At 64.4% G+C, this 14749-nt stretch carries 14 protein-coding genes; 8 read left to right on the top strand and 6 right to left on the bottom strand.

Features of this window, described 5'->3' with window-relative positions; translation table 11 throughout:
- The first annotated feature begins 6 nt into the window (after window positions 1-6).
- Window positions 7-912, top strand: coding sequence for an EamA family transporter RarD (gene rarD / locus I3253_RS06435; protein WP_197916818.1), 906 nt, complete (start codon window positions 7-9; stop codon window positions 910-912).
- On the opposite strand, the gene I3253_RS06430 is transcribed toward rarD, so the two are convergent.
- The gene (locus I3253_RS06430) at window positions 913-1653 is read right to left on the bottom strand and encodes an SGNH/GDSL hydrolase family protein (protein WP_197916817.1); all 741 of its coding nucleotides are present in this window, start codon (window positions 1651-1653) and stop codon (window positions 913-915) included.
- 12 nt (window positions 1654-1665) lie between these two features.
- Window positions 1666-2076, bottom strand: coding sequence for a nuclear transport factor 2 family protein (locus tag I3253_RS06425; protein ID WP_197916816.1), 411 nt, complete (start codon window positions 2074-2076; stop codon window positions 1666-1668).
- Window positions 2077-2184: 108 nt separating this feature from the next.
- Here I3253_RS06425 and I3253_RS06420 point away from each other — a divergent pair, with 108 nt between their 5' ends.
- Both I3253_RS06420 and I3253_RS06415 read left to right on the top strand, forming a co-directional pair.
- Window positions 2185-2838, top strand: a complete 654-nt coding sequence (locus I3253_RS06420) for an RluA family pseudouridine synthase (protein ID WP_197916815.1) — start codon at window positions 2185-2187, stop codon at window positions 2836-2838.
- Between the two features lie 66 nt (window positions 2839-2904).
- Window positions 2905-4011, top strand: a complete 1107-nt coding sequence (locus I3253_RS06415; protein ID WP_197916814.1) for a THUMP domain-containing class I SAM-dependent RNA methyltransferase — start codon at window positions 2905-2907, stop codon at window positions 4009-4011.
- A 90-nt stretch (window positions 4012-4101) separates the two neighbouring features.
- Here the strand turns inward: I3253_RS06415 and I3253_RS06410 are convergent, their stop codons facing one another.
- Window positions 4102-7035 carry an error-prone DNA polymerase gene (locus tag I3253_RS06410; protein WP_197916813.1) on the bottom strand — a complete coding sequence of 978 codons (2934 nt, stop codon included), beginning with the start codon at window positions 7033-7035 and terminating at the stop codon, window positions 4102-4104.
- Window positions 7036-7165: 130 nt separating this feature from the next.
- Between I3253_RS06410 and smpB the strand changes: the two genes are divergently transcribed.
- From smpB to I3253_RS06395, 3 genes are all read left to right on the top strand, one after another.
- On the top strand, window positions 7166-7645 hold the full coding sequence (gene smpB / locus I3253_RS06405; protein ID WP_197916957.1) for an SsrA-binding protein SmpB: 480 nt from the start codon (window positions 7166-7168) through the stop codon (window positions 7643-7645).
- A 92-nt stretch (window positions 7646-7737) separates the two neighbouring features.
- The gene (gene sseA, locus I3253_RS06400; RefSeq protein ID WP_197916812.1) at window positions 7738-8595 is read left to right on the top strand and encodes a 3-mercaptopyruvate sulfurtransferase; all 858 of its coding nucleotides are present in this window, start codon (window positions 7738-7740) and stop codon (window positions 8593-8595) included.
- Complete coding sequence (locus I3253_RS06395) at window positions 8595-9779, top strand: amino acid aminotransferase (RefSeq protein WP_197916811.1); 1185 nt, start codon at window positions 8595-8597, stop codon at window positions 9777-9779. The genes sseA and I3253_RS06395 overlap by 1 nt, the downstream gene beginning before the upstream one ends.
- Window positions 9780-9868: 89 nt before the next feature.
- On the opposite strand, the gene hemP is transcribed toward I3253_RS06395, so the two are convergent.
- Entirely contained in the window at window positions 9869-10015 is a 147-nt protein-coding gene (gene hemP, locus I3253_RS06390) for a hemin uptake protein HemP (protein ID WP_232236941.1), read from the bottom strand.
- Window positions 10016-10251: 236 nt separating this feature from the next.
- On the opposite strand from hemP, the gene I3253_RS06385 reads away from it, so the two are divergent.
- A complete protein-coding gene (locus tag I3253_RS06385; RefSeq protein WP_197916809.1) occupies window positions 10252-10533 on the top strand; it encodes a hypothetical protein in 282 nt (93 codons plus the stop codon).
- Between the two features lie 58 nt (window positions 10534-10591).
- Here the strand turns inward: I3253_RS06385 and I3253_RS06380 are convergent, their stop codons facing one another.
- Together I3253_RS06380 and I3253_RS06375 are read right to left on the bottom strand one after the other, a co-directional pair.
- A complete protein-coding gene (locus I3253_RS06380) occupies window positions 10592-11932 on the bottom strand; it encodes an ammonium transporter (RefSeq protein WP_197916808.1) in 1341 nt (446 codons plus the stop codon).
- A 25-nt stretch (window positions 11933-11957) separates the two neighbouring features.
- Window positions 11958-12296 carry a P-II family nitrogen regulator gene (locus tag I3253_RS06375; RefSeq protein ID WP_197916807.1) on the bottom strand — a complete coding sequence of 113 codons (339 nt, stop codon included), beginning with the start codon at window positions 12294-12296 and terminating at the stop codon, window positions 11958-11960.
- 256 nt (window positions 12297-12552) lie between these two features.
- On the opposite strand from I3253_RS06375, the gene I3253_RS06370 reads away from it, so the two are divergent.
- Window positions 12553-14715 (top strand): transglycosylase domain-containing protein, encoded by a 2163-nt coding sequence (locus tag I3253_RS06370; RefSeq protein WP_197916806.1) that lies wholly within the window; start codon window positions 12553-12555, stop codon window positions 14713-14715.
- Window positions 14716-14749 lie beyond the last annotated feature (34 nt).

Here is a 14749-nt window from a genome sequence, read left to right as displayed (position 1 = left end):
CGTCGCATGGCAAACCACACAACCAGGCCCGAGAACAAGGACACGTCCCAGGGACTGGTATTGGCGATGACCGCCTATCTGATCTGGGGGGTCCTGCCGTTCTACATGAAGCTGGTGGCGCATATCCCGGCGCCCGAAGTGGTGGTGCATCGCGTGCTGTGGTCCGTGCCGATCGCGGGGGCGGTTCTGTTGATCCTGCGCCGCACGGGCGATCTGATCGCGGCGTTGCGCAGCCCGCGCACATTGGCGATGGGGTGTGTGACCGCGGCGCTGATCACGGTCAATTGGGGAATCTATGTCTGGTCGATCGCCAATGACCGGGCGCTGGACGCCGCGCTGGGCTATTACATCAACCCGCTGTTCAGCGTGGCGCTGGGCGCGCTGTTGCTGGGAGAGCGGCTGACGCGGGCACAGCTTGTCGCGGTGGCGCTTGCGGCGGGGGCGGTGGCGGTGCTTTGGGTGGATGCCGGGAGCCTGCCCTGGCCGGCGCTGGGCCTGACGCTGAGCTGGGGATTTTACGCATTGTTCAAGAAATCCCTGCCGATCGGCCCCAACCAGGGGTTTCTGCTGGAGGTTCTGATCCTGACCATTCCCGCGCTGGGCTATCTGATCTGGCTGGCCGTCAACGGCCAGGGCCATTTCGGCACGGATCCGCGCAATTCGGCGCTGCTTATGGGCAGTGGCGTGGTCACGGCGGTGCCGCTGCTGTTTTATGCCAACGGGGCCAAGCTGTTGCGGCTGTCGACCATTGGCGTTCTGCAATATGTCGCGCCCACGATGATTTTCCTGATCGCGGTGCTGGTGTTCGACGAGCCGTTCGGGCAGGCCCGAATGATCGCCTTTCCGATGATCTGGGGCGCGCTGGTGATTTATTCGGTGTCGATGCTGCGCCAGTTGCGCCGTCCGGCCTGATCAGGCAAGCGAGTCGCGGATTGCCTTTGCGATCAGCCCGGCCCAAAGCGCATGGGCCTCGGGGCTGGGGTGATAGCCGTCTTCGGCCATGAAGCGCGGCTCGAACGGGATGTCGATGGGCAGGTGGCGCAGGCCGGGTGTTTGCGCCGCAAGCCCCGCCAGCGCGAGATCCAGCCGCCGCGCGTGGCTGCCAACGATCCAGCGCAGGGGCTGGGGCAGCATCGGGTATTGACCCATGGGCGGCAGGCCCGAGGCGATCATCAGCCCGGCACCAAGGGTTTGCGAGACATGCCGGAACAGCGCGGCCTGCTCGGCGCGCCAGCGCCGCGCCGAACGGGCGCGGGTCGTGTCGTTCACGCCCAGCGCGCTGACAACGACATCGCATTGCGGCAGCGGTGTCGTGGACAGGCGCAACAGGGTATCGCGCGTGGTGGCCCCGGTGGTGGCCAGCAGGCGCCATTCGACCCGGTGATCGCGCGACAGATCCGCCACCAGCCGTCCGGCCAGTGCGGTTTCCTGTGTTGCGGCCCCGACCCCGGCGGCGGAACTGTCGCCGATCATCAGCAGGCGCAGCCGGGGCCCAGCGCCGGCAGTGCCCTGGCGCGGACCGGGCGGTTCCGGCAAGAGCCGGGCGCGACGGCGCACGCCAATCGCCTGCGCCGCCAGGATGGGGGCCAGAGGCAGGCGGGCAAGAAGATCGGCCCGGGAGAGGGCGCGGCCCCGGTGCGGGATCCGTGGCATGGCGGCCCTTCCCTAGCTCAGCGCCTCGCGGAATTTGAGAAAGCGCGCATCGCTCATGACGCGCTTGTTCATGGCATCGCGCAGGGCGCCGACCGATTTATGCGGGCGCATGACCACTTCGAAAACCTGGATCAGCCCGTCATCGTTGAGCGTGATCAGGTCCACGCCAACCGCGTCGAGATCGCCGATCCTGCACTGGAATTCCAGCGCCCAGTCCTTGCCCGCGCCCATCACGCGCCGATAGCGGAAATCGGAAAACACCTGCCCGACATGCCCCAGCACGGCGGCGACCGGTTCACGCCCGGTCCAGGTGGCCCAGTAGGTGGGCGGCATGAAGGCCACATCCCTGGCCAGAAGCGGGTGGATGTCCTCTTCGCGGCCCTTGGCCACGACGTCCTGCAAGGTGGTGATGGTGGGGTGCATGTGGCTGGTCCTGTTGTGGCTGCGTGACCCCAAAGTGGTGCATCGGGCGCGCATGGCAAGGCTGACGTTGGGTTGTGGGCGCCGGGCATTGGCCCTATCAGGAGCGCCATGACCCTGAGTAGCGCCTATACCCCACCGATGGATCCGCTGGTGATCCTGCACGAGGACAGCGACATTGTGGTCGTGGACAAACCGGCCGGGCTGTTGTCGGTGCCCGGGCGCGGGGCGCATCTGGCGGATTGCCTGCTGAGCCGGGTGCAGGCGGTTTTCCCGACCGCGTTGCTGGTGCATCGGCTGGACCGGGATACATCGGGCGTGATGGTATTTGCCCTGACCGCACATGCACAGCGCACGCTGTCGATGCAGTTCGAGCAACGCAAGACGAAAAAGACCTATGTGGCGCGGGTGGCGGGGCATCTGGCGCCCAGGACCGGCACGGTCGACCTGCCGCTGATCGTGGATTGGCCCAACCGGCCCCGCCAGATGGTGGACCATGACAATGGCAAGCCGGCGGAAACGGATTGGCGCGTGCTGCGCCAGGGAGATGGCGAGAGCCGGGTGCGGCTGATGCCCAAGACCGGGCGCAGCCATCAACTGCGGGTGCATATGCTGGCAATGGGGCACCCGATCCTGGGCGATCCGCTTTATGCCGAAGGGGCGGCGGCGGAGTATCCGCGGCTTATGTTGCATTCCCAGGAACTGCGCCTGAACCACCCCGAAAGTGGCAGGGGCATCGGGTTTCGGGCCCGGGTGCCGTTTTAGAAGCGTAGTCCGGCGCGCGCACTCAATTGGGTCGCCGAAGGTCCGGTAACAGGGGAGAGACGGGGCATGAAGAAGTTTGAGATATTCCTTGTTGCCCCGCCGGGACTTGAGAAAGCCCTGGTGGAAGAGGTGCGTGACGCCGGGTTTGCCAAGCCCAAGATGATGCCCGGCGGCGTGCGGTTTCGGGGCAATTGGCACGATGTCTGGCGGGCCAACCTGGATCTGCGTGGTGCGGTGCGGGTGCTGGCGCGGATCGGCGCGTTCCAGGCGATGAGCCTTGGCGCATTGGAGACCCGCGCGCGCGCCTTCCCCTGGGGGCAGTTCCTGAGTGCGGATGTGCCGGTGAAGGTGGATGCAACCTCGCGCAAGTCGAAGATCTACCATCAGGGCGCCGCGGCGGAACGGATCGAACGGGCGCTGTTCCAGGAGGCGGGCATTGTCACCGCGCCCGATGCGCCGGTGGTGCTGAAGGTGCGGATCGAGGACAACATGGTCACGCTGAGCCTGGATTGCTCGGGTGAGAGCCTGCACAAGCGTGGCCACAAGGAGGCCGTGGCCAAGGCGCCGATGCGAGAAACCATGGCGGCGCTGTTCCTGCGACAGATGGGGTATGACGGATCCGGGCCGGTGTTCGATCCGATGTGCGGCGCGGGCACCTTTGTGATCGAGGCGGCCGAGATCGCGGCGGGACTGCGCCCCGGGCGGTCGCGTCGCTTTGCCTTCGAACACCTGGCCACATTCGATGCCGACGCATGGGAGGCGATGCGCGCGCCGACACCGGCCCTGCCGGCGCAGCGTCGCTGTTTCGGATCGGACCGCGATTCCGGGGCGATCGGGATGGCCCGCGCCAACGCGGCCCGCGCCGGGGTGGCAGACTGGACAGGGTTCGGGGTGAAACCGGCCAGCGACATCGCCCCGCCGGTGGATGTGCCGGGGCTGGTGATCGTGAACCCGCCCTATGGCGCGCGTATCGGCGACAAGAAGGGGCTTTACGGGCTGCATGCCGGGCTGGGTGCCGCGCTGAAGGCGCGGTTTTCGGGCTGGCGCGTTGGAATCGTCACGTCCGAGCCGGGGCTGGCAAAGGCGACGGACCTGCCCTTTGTGGAGCCGGGGCCGCCAGTGGCGCATGGCGGCCTGAGGGTAAAGCTTTATCGCACACTCCCCTTGGCCTGAGCGCGTGGGGCGCCGGTGTTTTTGAGTATTTGAAGAACAATGAAAGGGCCTTTTCGCTTTCATTGTTCCAAAAATACTCATTCCCCCCTCTCAACCGGCGGCTGCGGTTGTGTTGGCCGCGCCCGTCCGATCCGGGGTCAGCAGATGCCGCAACAGTGCCACCGGGTGTTTGCGCAGGGTCAGGCGCATTGCCACGTAATCCTCGACCACCTGTTCGCCCTCGCTCATCCCGGGCAGTTGGGGGGGCGGTTCGATGATGCCCTCGCCATCCATGTCCCCGGCAAACAGGGGCAGCGGCTTTTCGGCGGTGATCGCCTTGGCCTCCCACAGGGCCGCGCGCCGTTGCAGCCCCAGCCCGGCAAAGGCATCGGCCTCGGCCAGCCGCGTCAGCACATGCGGCGCCACCCCGGCGCGGCGCCAGACATCTTCGACCGTGAGATAGCCATTGCCGCGCGCCGCCGTGATCCAGGCCGCGTCCTCTTCGCGCAGGCGACGTATCTGCCGGAAGCCCAGCCGCAGCGCCAGCCCGCCATGCCCGTCCGGTTCCATCACGTTGTCCCAGTAGCTTTCGTTGATGTCGACGGGCCGCACAATGACCCCGTGATCACGCGCATCGCGCACGATCTGGGCGGGCGCGTAGAACCCCATCGGCTGGGAATTCAGCAGGGCACAGGCAAAGATGCCCGGGTGGTGGCATTTGATCCAGGCGCTGGCATAGACCAGCAGCGCGAAAGAGGCCGCGTGGCTTTCGGGAAAGCCATAGGAGCCGAACCCCTCGATCTGGGAAAAGCAGCGCGCGGCGAATTCCGCGTCATAGCCGTTGGCCTTCATGCCGCGCATGAAGCGGTTCTGGAACGTGCTGACGCTGCCGTGTTTCTTGAACGTGGCCAGGGAGCGGCGCAGCCGGTCTGCCTCTTCGGGAGAGAACCCCGCGCCGATGATGGCGATCTGCATCGCCTGTTCCTGGAACAGCGGCACGCCCAGCGTCTTGCCCAGCACCTCGCCCAGCGCATCCGAGGGGAACGTCACCTGTTCTTCGCCATTGCGGCGCCGGATATAGGGATGCACCATATCGCCCTGGATCGGCCCCGGGCGGATGATGGCCACCTCGATCACCAGGTCATAGAAATTGCGCGGCCGCATCCGGGGCAGGAAATTCATCTGTGCGCGGCTTTCCACCTGGAACACGCCAATGCTGTCGGCCTTGCACAGCATGTCATAGACGGCGGGATCCTCGGGCGGGATGGTGGACAGGGTCAGATCCTGCCGGTGGTGGTGATGCAAAAGGTCAAATGCCTTGCGGATGCAGGTCAGCATCCCCAGGGACAGCACATCCACCTTCAGGATGCCCAGGCTGTCGATATCGTCCTTGTCCCAGCAGATCACGGTGCGGTCTTCCATCGTGGCGTTTTCGATCGGCACCAGTTCGTCCAGCCGCCCCTCGGTCATGATGAAGCCGCCCACATGCTGGGACAGGTGGCGCGGAAAGCCGATAATCTCGTGCACCAGCTCCATGGTCTGCCGCATGCGCCGGTCGGTCGGATCCAGCCCGATTTCGCGCATCCGGGCGTCTTCCAGCCCGGCGGCGGAAAAAAACCCCCAGAGTTGTGAGCTGAGCGCGGAAATGGTGTCTTCGGTCAGCCCCATGGCGCGGCCCACCTCGCGGATGGCGCGCTTGCCCCGGTAATGCACCACCGTGGCGCACAGGCCGGCCCGATGGCGCCCGTAGCGTTCGTAAATCCACTGGATCACCTCTTCGCGCCGTTCATGTTCGAAATCGACATCGATATCGGGCGGTTCGTCGCGGGCCTCGCTGACGAAGCGTTCAAAGACCATGGTGCCGATTTCGGGGGACACCGAGGTCACGCCAAGGCAGTAGCACACCACCGAGTTGGCCGCGCTGCCCCGCCCCTGGCACAGGATGCCGCGCGCGCGGGCAAAGGCCACCACGTCGCGCACGGTCAGGAAATAGGGCTCGTAATTCAACCTGGAGATCAGGGCCAGTTCATGTTCCAGCATGGCGCGCACCCTTTCCGACGCGCCATGCGGATAGCGCCAGCGCAGCCCTTCATGGGCCAGCCGCCGCAGCCGTTCGCCGGCGGTTTCGTCCTGTGCCACCTCGCCGGGATATTCATAGCGCAGTTCGTCCAGCGAAAAGGTGCAGGTGGCCGCCAGCCAGTCCGTGCGGGCCAGCGCCGTTTCGTAGCCCGCGAAAATCCGCGCCATTTCGGGGGCGCTGCGCAGCCGTTGTTCGGCATTGGCCAGCGCCTCGCGCCCCAGCGCATCCACGCGCACCCCCAGCCGCACCGCGCCCAGCACATCCGCCAGCCGGCGGCGGCGCCCGTGATGCATGAGCGGCGCGGCGGTGGCCACCAGCGGCAGCCCCAGGCGCGCGGCTTCCCTTGCGCGGGCGGCGAAGCGGGCCACGTCCTGGCCATCATAGCCGGGGGTCAGCGCCAGCTGCATCCGCCCGGCAAAGCGGCGCGCCAGCCGGGGCAGATGCGCCGCCCAGCCGCTTTCGCCACACGGCCCCGCCAGCCCCCGGCTTGCCGGGTGCAGGATCAGCTGTACCCCTTCGGCAAAATCCAGCAGGTCCGACAGGGTCAGCAGGCAGCGCCCCTTTTCGGCCCGCAGCCGCCCCCTGGACACGACGCGGCACAGGCTGGCCCAGCCGCGCCGCGTTTCGGGCAGAACGGTCACGGGCGGGGCATCGGTGAATTCCAGCCGCGCCGCCGGCATCAGCCGGGGCACCGCGTAGATCGGCGCGCTTTCGGGACGGTCCAGCCCATCGGGGCAGGGCGGGCCGATCAGCCCGGTTTCGGCATCAAACCGCTGGCGCTCGTGCACCTTGCGGGCAATTTCGCGCGCCTCGGTATGGGCGCGCACGATTCCGGCCACGCTGTTCACATCGGCAATCGCAATCGCGCCGAGCCCGGCCATGGCCGCACGGCGCATATACTCCTCGGGGTGGGAGGCCCCGGTGAGAAAGGTGAAGTTCGACGTGATGCAAAGTTCGGCAACCATGGCGATTCTGTATGATATTCACCTTTTGTTCTTATTGCGAGTCCCGGCGTGACGGTTTTTGCGCCGCGGTGAAGCTGTGGGTTCGAACCCCATGGACACCGGCCAAGCCGCGCGCTATTTCTCTGCGGTCATGGCCAGCAAAAAGCAAAAAACCGATCCGAACTACAAGGTGATCGCCGAGAACCGGCGGGCACGTTTCGATTATGCGATCGAGGACGATCTGGAATGCGGGATCCTTCTGTCGGGGTCCGAGGTGAAAAGCCTGCGGGAAAAATCCGCCAATATCGCCGAAAGCTATGCGGCGGTGGAAAATGGCGAATTGTGGCTGGTGAATTCCTATATTGCCCCCTACGAGCGCGCCATGTTTCCACATACCGAGCGGCGCAGGCGCAAGTTGCTGGTCAGCCGCAAGGAACTGGCCAACCTGTGGAACGCGACCCAGCGCAAGGGCATGACGCTGGTGCCGCTGGTGATGTATTTCAACCACAAGGGGCTGGCCAAGCTGAAGATCGGCATCGCCCGGGGCAAGAAGATACATGACAAGCGCGCCACCGAGGCCAAGCGGGACTGGGGCCGTCAGAAACAGCGCCTGCTGCGGCACGGCGACTGACACCCGGTTCATGCCGCCCAGGCGGGGTTGCGGCCTTGCCTCGCGGGGCGCCCGGTAGTAGGCAGGGGATCGACTCTGACCCGGGGGTATTGATGGCACAGGACGATCCCAAGACGCTGGTTTCCACCGCCTGGCTGGCGGCGCATCTGAAAGACCCGGACCTGCGGGTGATTGACGCCAGCTGGCACATGCCGGCGGAAAATCGCGATGCCAGGGCCGAGTATGACGCCGGGCATATCCCCGGCGCGCGGTTCTTTGACATTGACGAGATCAGCGATCTGCGCAGCGATCTGCCCCATATGGCGCCGCCGGTGGAAAAATTCATGAGCCGGATGCGCGCCATGGGCGTGGGCGACGGACATCAGGTGGTGGTGTATGGCACCAACGGCGCGTTTTCGGCGGCGCGGGTGTGGTGGCTGTTCCGGCTGATGGGGCAGAATGACGTGGCCGTTCTGGATGGCGGGCTGGAAAAGTGGAAGACCGAAGGCCGCCCGCTGGAAGATCTGCCGCCTGTGGTGCGCGACCGGCATATGACGGTGCGCCGCCAGAACCATCTGGTGCGCGATGTCACGCAAGTGGCCGCCGCCAGCAAGCTGGGCGATCACGAGATCATCGACGCGCGCGCCGCGCCGCGTTTTTGTGGCGAAGCGGAAGAGCCGCGCGCGGGCCTGCGTTCGGGGCATATCCCCGGATCGAAAAACGTGCCCTATACCGCGTTGCTGAACGACGACGCCACCATGAAGGCGCCCGACGTGCTGAAGGCCGTGTTCGAGGCGGCGGGGGTTGATCTTGCGAAGCCGGCGATCACCAGCTGTGGATCGGGCGTGACGGCCTGTGTGCTGGCGCTGGCGATGGAGCGTTTCGGCAAGACCGATTATGCCGTCTATGACGGTTCCTGGACCGAGTGGGGCGCCTTTCCCACTCTTCCCATTGCCACCGGAGAAGCATGATGCTGACCAATCTGAAAGAACAGCCCAAGGACAAGATTCTGGGCCTGATGTCCATGTATCGCGAGGATCCGCGCCCGACCAAGATTGATCTGGGCGTGGGGGTGTACAAGAACGCCGAGGGCGTGACCCCGGTGATGCGTGCGGTCAAGGCGGCCGAGGCGCGGCTGGTCCAGCAGCAGACATCCAAGGCCTATGTCGGGCTGGCCGGGGATCCGGCCTATGGCACGGCGATGACCGATCTTCTGCTGGCCGACAGCGTCGCGCGCGAGCGGCTGGCGGCGGTGGCAACGCCGGGCGGCACCGGGGCCGTGCGCCAGGCATTCGAGCTGGTACGGCTGGCCAACCCGGACGTGCGCGTGTTCGTGTCTGATCCCACCTGGCCCAACCATGTCAGCATCCTGGGCTATCTGGGCATTCCGGTGGTCAAGTACCGCTATTTCGACAGCGAAACCCGCGCCGTGGATTTCGAAGGCATGATGGAAGACCTGGCCGATGTGACATCGGATGACGTGGTGTTGCTGCATGGGTGCTGTCACAATCCGACCGGCGCGAACCTAAACCTGACCCAATGGCAGGCGGTGATCGACCTGATCAACGAAAAGGGCTGTCTGCCGATGATCGACATTGCCTATCAGGGCTTTGGCGACGGGCTGGAAGAGGATGCGGCGGCGACGCGGCTGGTGGCGTCTTCGGTGCCCGAGCTGTTGATCGCGGCAAGCTGTTCGAAGAATTTCGGCATCTACCGCGAGCGGACCGGGCTGTTGATCGCGATGGGCGAGAAAGCGGACACCACCGCCATTACCCAGGGCAATCTGAACCACCTGAACCGGCAGAACTATTCCTTTCCGCCGGATCACGGCGCGCGGGTGGTGACGGAAATCCTGACCGATCCCGAGCTGAAGGCCGATTGGATGGCCGAGCTGGAAGACATGCGGCTGGGGATGCTGGCGTTGCGCCAGCAGCTGGCGGACGAATTGCAGCGGCTGAGCGGATCGGACCGGTTCGGGTTCATCGCCCAGCATCGCGGCATGTTCAGCCAGATCGGCACCACGCCGGACATGGTGGAAAACCTGCGCGCGGAACATGCGATCTACATGGTGAGCGACAGCCGGATGAACGTGGCCGGGCTGAACGCGCAAAGCGTGCCGGTGCTGGCCAGGGCGATCATCGAGGTTGGAATCTGAGCGACGCACCCGCAGGGGCCGGGCGCAGGGCGCGCAACGGCAGGACGGCATAAAGGCCCGGGCGTGTTGTCCGGGCCTTTCGGTACGCGCTATTTGGTCAGGATCAGCTTTCCGGCGCGGGTGATGCGCAACGTGTAAAGCTGATCTCCCAGCCGGATATGGGCCAGCCCGTTATCGCCTGTCAGCCGGGTGGCATCGTGCAGCGGGGTGGCGTTTATCTGGGTGGAAAGTGGCATTTGGACCGTCATTTGACCCTCGGATATCTGGCATATTCCCTTGGCTTCCCGGTGGCGGGTGGCTGGCGACAGGATTAATCTGACTAAAGTACTTGGGTATGTCAAGGGCGACGGGTTTTGGCAAAGGCGACAAAGTCTTGCGACTTTCCGCCAACGGGTGCGGCGCGGCGTGAAAACCGGTGCGGCGCCCCCATATTCAGGACATGCGCCCACGCGCCAGCCTGAGGAGCCTTGTCATGGTCAAACGCCTGCATCATGCACTTGTCGCCGCCCTGAAATCCGCGGAACGCCCGGACGGATGGCACAGCCTGGCGCCACTTGCCAGGCGCGATGCGCGGGGTGCGATTTCACCACGCGGCGATTCGCTTGCCAGCCTGCTCAACCGGCAGATCGCCGATGCGCAACTGCGGCTGAGGGGAATGCAAGATTGCGCCGAACGCCGCGCCCAGATGCGCCTGATCGGTGAATTGCAGAAGCATCTGGACCGCGAGATGGCGGGTGGCCCGTCGCTTGTCTGACATGAAAAAACCCGGGCGTTGCCGCCCGGGTTCGGATTGTGTTGTCCAGGACCGGCGATCAGCCGTTGGTGAACTCGGGATAGGCTTCCATGCCCAGTTCAGCCATGTCCAGACCGTTGATTTCGGTCTCTTCGTCCACCCGAAGGCCCATGACGGCATTCAGGATCAGCCAGGCAATGCCCGAGACCACCACAGTGAAGATCCCCACCACGATGATGCCGTAAAGCTGGGTGCCAAAGGAGGCGTCAGGGTTGGTGAAGACCACGGCGATGGTGCCCCAGATGCCGCAGATCAGGTGCACCGGAATGGCGCCAACCACGTCATCGATCTTGAGCTTGTCCATCATCGGGATCGCGAAGACCACGATCACGCCACCGGCCATGCCGATCAGGGTTGCGGCGCCCAGGCTGGGGGTCAGCGGTTCGGCGGTGATCGAGACCAGGCCCGCCAGCGCGCCGTTCAGAGTCATCGTCAGGTCAGGCTTCTTGAACATCAGCTGCGATACGATCAGGGCCGCAATCGCGCCACCGGCCGCCGCCGCGTTGGTGTTGGCGAAGATGCGCGACACGTCGGCGACATCGCTGATGGTGCCCATGGCCAGCTGCGAGGCGCCGTTGAAGCCGAACCAGCCCAGCCACAGGATGAACGTGCCCAAGGTTGCCAGTGTCAGGTTCGAGCCCGGGATCGGAACGGTCTTGCCGTCCTTGTTATACTTGCCGATACGCGGACCAAGGATCAGCGCGCCGGTCAGAGCCGCCCAGCCACCGACGGAGTGCACCACGGTCGAGCCGGCGAAATCCTGGAAACCAGCCGCGTCCAGAAAGCCACCGCCCCATTTCCACGAAGCCTGCAACGGATAGATGAAGGCGGTCAGGACGATCACGAAGATCAGGAAGGGCCACAGCTTGATGCGTTCGGCAAGCGTCCCGGACACGATCGAGGCGGTGGTGGCGGCAAACATCAGCTGGAAGAAGAAATCCGAGCCGGTGGAGGCATAGGAATAGTCGTCGGCCGCGTCGGCGGTGACGCCCACGGCTTCAAGCACGCCCGGCCCCCACACACCCGACAGGATGCCGTCAACCGACCAGGTGCCCAGCGGGTACATCAGGTTATAGCCGATCAGGTAATAGAAGATGGCGGCCAACGAGAACAGCGCGACATTCTTGGTCAGCTGCATGGTCACGTTCTTGGAGCGCACCAGGCCGGATTCCAGCATGGCAAAGCCCGCCGACATCCAGAACACCAGCATCCCGCCGATCAGAAACAGGAGTGAGTTGAAGATGAAAACGCTGTCCGTCGAGGCGTTCACGCCGGGCGTCGGGCCGTCTGCTTGGGCAAAGCCGATCGCCGGCAGCGCGATCAGCGCGGCGGGCAGGGCCAGTTTCGTCAGGGTATTCATGAGTGTCTTCCTTCCCTTTGGACGCTCAGAGCGCGTCTGCATCCGTTTCGCCGGTGCGCACGCGAATGGCCTGCTGCACGTCGAGCACAAAGATTTTTCCGTCGCCGATCTTGCCGGTCTGGGCGGTGCTGGTGATGGTTTCGATGACCTGGTCAACCATGGCCGCGGGCACGACCAGTTCGAGCTTGACCTTGGGCACGAAGTTCACGGCGTATTCGGCGCCGCGATAGATTTCAGTATGGCCGGACTGCGATCCGAACCCCTTGATCTCGGTGACCATCATGCCGCGCACGCCGATTCCGGTCAGCGCCTCGCGGACCTCCTCGAGCTTGAACGGCTTGATCGTTGCGATAATGAGTTTCACCTTGTTCCCCTTTCACATGGCGAGGCAGGCCCCGCGTATTTGCAGGTGCAGAAAAGCGCGGTGAGGACGAAGAATCGAAGGCTTTGCGCCCTAAAATGCCGCGAAAATCAATGTGTATGATTAAATATTGGGCGAAATGTCGTTGACGCCCAAAAAATAGGCGTGTGCAAAACGCAATCGGTGCGCGTCACGTCTCTACATCCCGATGGAATACGGTTAAACTGATTGCAAAGAATGTGCCGGGCAGAGCAGCAGGATGAGTGATTCAGGACGCAGGAAGCCACCTCTGGTGGCCGAGAAACGCTATGGCAAACCGTCAAGGCCGGCGTCCAAGGCGGCTGTGAAACGGCGACCGTCCAAGGCAAAACCCGCCCCCCGGAAACGCACGGCAAGGCGCAAGCCGGTGAAAAAGCGCAATCCCGTGGCGGCGCTTTTCTATCGGCTGCTGCGATGGATCTGGGGCATCATCTGGGCGCTGACCTGGCGCGTGACGGTGGTGTTCCTTCTGCTTCTCGGCCTGGCGGTCGGATATGTCTACACGACCTTGCCGGACGTGACCGAACTGCTTGACGGGCGCGCCCGCGGATCCGTGACATTGCTGGACCGCAACGATCAGGTGTTTGCGTGGCGCGGGGATCAGTTCGGCGGTGTGGTTACGGCCGATACGGTCAGCAAGCATCTCAAGAATGCGCTGATCGCCACCGAGGACAGGCGGTTCTACCAGCATTTCGGGGTCAGCCCGCGCGGGATCGCCAGCGCGATCCGCATCAACCTGAGTGAAGGGCGGGGGCCGTTGAACGGCCATGGCGGATCGACCATCACTCAGCAAACGGCCAAGCTGATGTGCCTGGGCGTGGACTATGATCCCAAGGATTGGGAAAGCGAATCGGATTATGTGAACGATTGCCGGCAGGGGAGTTTGTGGCGCAAGGCCAAGGAGGCCATCTATGCGATCTCGATGGAGGCCAAATACACCAAGGACGAGATCCTTTCGGTCTATCTGAACCGGGCCTATATGGGGGCCGGCGCCTATGGGGCCGAAGCGGCGGCGCAACGGTATTTCGGCAAACCGGCGGCAAATCTGACACCGGCGGAAAGCGCGATGCTGGTCGGTTTGCTGACGGCCCCGTCCACGCTGGCGCCCACTGCGAATCTGCAACGCTCACAGGATCGCGCCGCGACCGTGCTGCGCCTGATGAACGAACAGGGATTTCTGACGGACGAGGAAACGGCATACTGGCAGGAGAACCCGGCGGAACTGTCAGACGCGGCGGACGCCAAGGCGGGCGGATATTTTGCCGACTGGGTGATGAGCACGGGGCCAGAGTTCTTTACCCGCAACACCACCGAGGACGTGATTCTCAAGACCACGCTGGATTCGCGTATCCAGAAAGCCGCCGAAGACGGATTGAAATGGGTGTTCGAAGACCGGGTGCGCGACGGGTCCGAGGCACAGGCCGCGATCGTGGTGATGAGCGCGGATGGCGCCGTGCGCGCCATGGTTGGCGGCCGGCGCACCAAGGTGTCGGGGGCGTTCAACCGCGCCACCCACGCCAAGCGCCAGACCGGATCGGCGTTCAAGCCGTTTGTCTACGCAACCGCGCTTGATCTGGGCTGGCGTTCCAGTGACACGGTTGTCGACGCGCCCTATTGCCTGAAAATACCGGGTTCGGGTCAGTGGTGCCCCAAGAACTATACCGGCAAGCATTATGGCGAAGTGCCGCTGGAATTTGCTCTCAAGAATTCGCTGAACGTGCCGGCAGTCAAGGTATCCGAGGCGGTGGGGCGCGAAAACGTGCGTACAGTAGCCAGCATGTTCGGTATCCAAAGCGATCTTGCGGCCGGACCGGCGCTGGCGCTGGGAGCTTCGGAGAGCTCGCTTCTGGAAATGACCGGGGCCTATGCCGGAATCCTCAATGGCGGGTCATCGGTAACGCCATATGGGCTGATCGAGCTGCGACTGCTGGGCGAAGATCAGCCCCTGATGGGCGCGGGCGGCGGAATAGGCGAGCGTGTCATTTCCGATGCAGCGGCGCGCGAGTTGATCTGGATGATGCAGAAGGTGGTCAGCGAAGGATCAGGCAAGAGGGCGAATCTGCCCGGTTGGCAGGTGGCGGGCAAGACCGGAACAACCCAGGCCGCGCGCGATGCCTGGTTCATCGGGTTCACCAACGAATATGTTGCCGGTGTCTGGATGGGCTATGACGACAACACGCCGCTGAAGGGCGTGACCGGCGGCGGGTTGCCCGCAGCGATCTGGAGCGAGGTGATGCAGCGTGTCCATGATGGTCTGGAGCCGACACCGCTGCCGGCGTTTACGCCTGTCGCCGCCAAACCGAAACCCAAGCCAAAGCCCGCAAGGAAAGGGCTGGATGACGTGTTGAACGGCATCATCCGGGATATTCTTGGCGGGAACTGACCAGGCGAAAGCCGCGCCCGTGCGGGCAGGGCCT

Origin of the sequence: Thiosulfatihalobacter marinus (assembly GCF_016019955.1) — a bacterium.
GTDB lineage: Bacteria > Pseudomonadota > Alphaproteobacteria > Rhodobacterales > Rhodobacteraceae > Shimia > Shimia marinus_A.
Note: the sequence above shows the minus strand (reverse complement) of the source record. Positions and strands in the feature narration are given on the sequence as shown.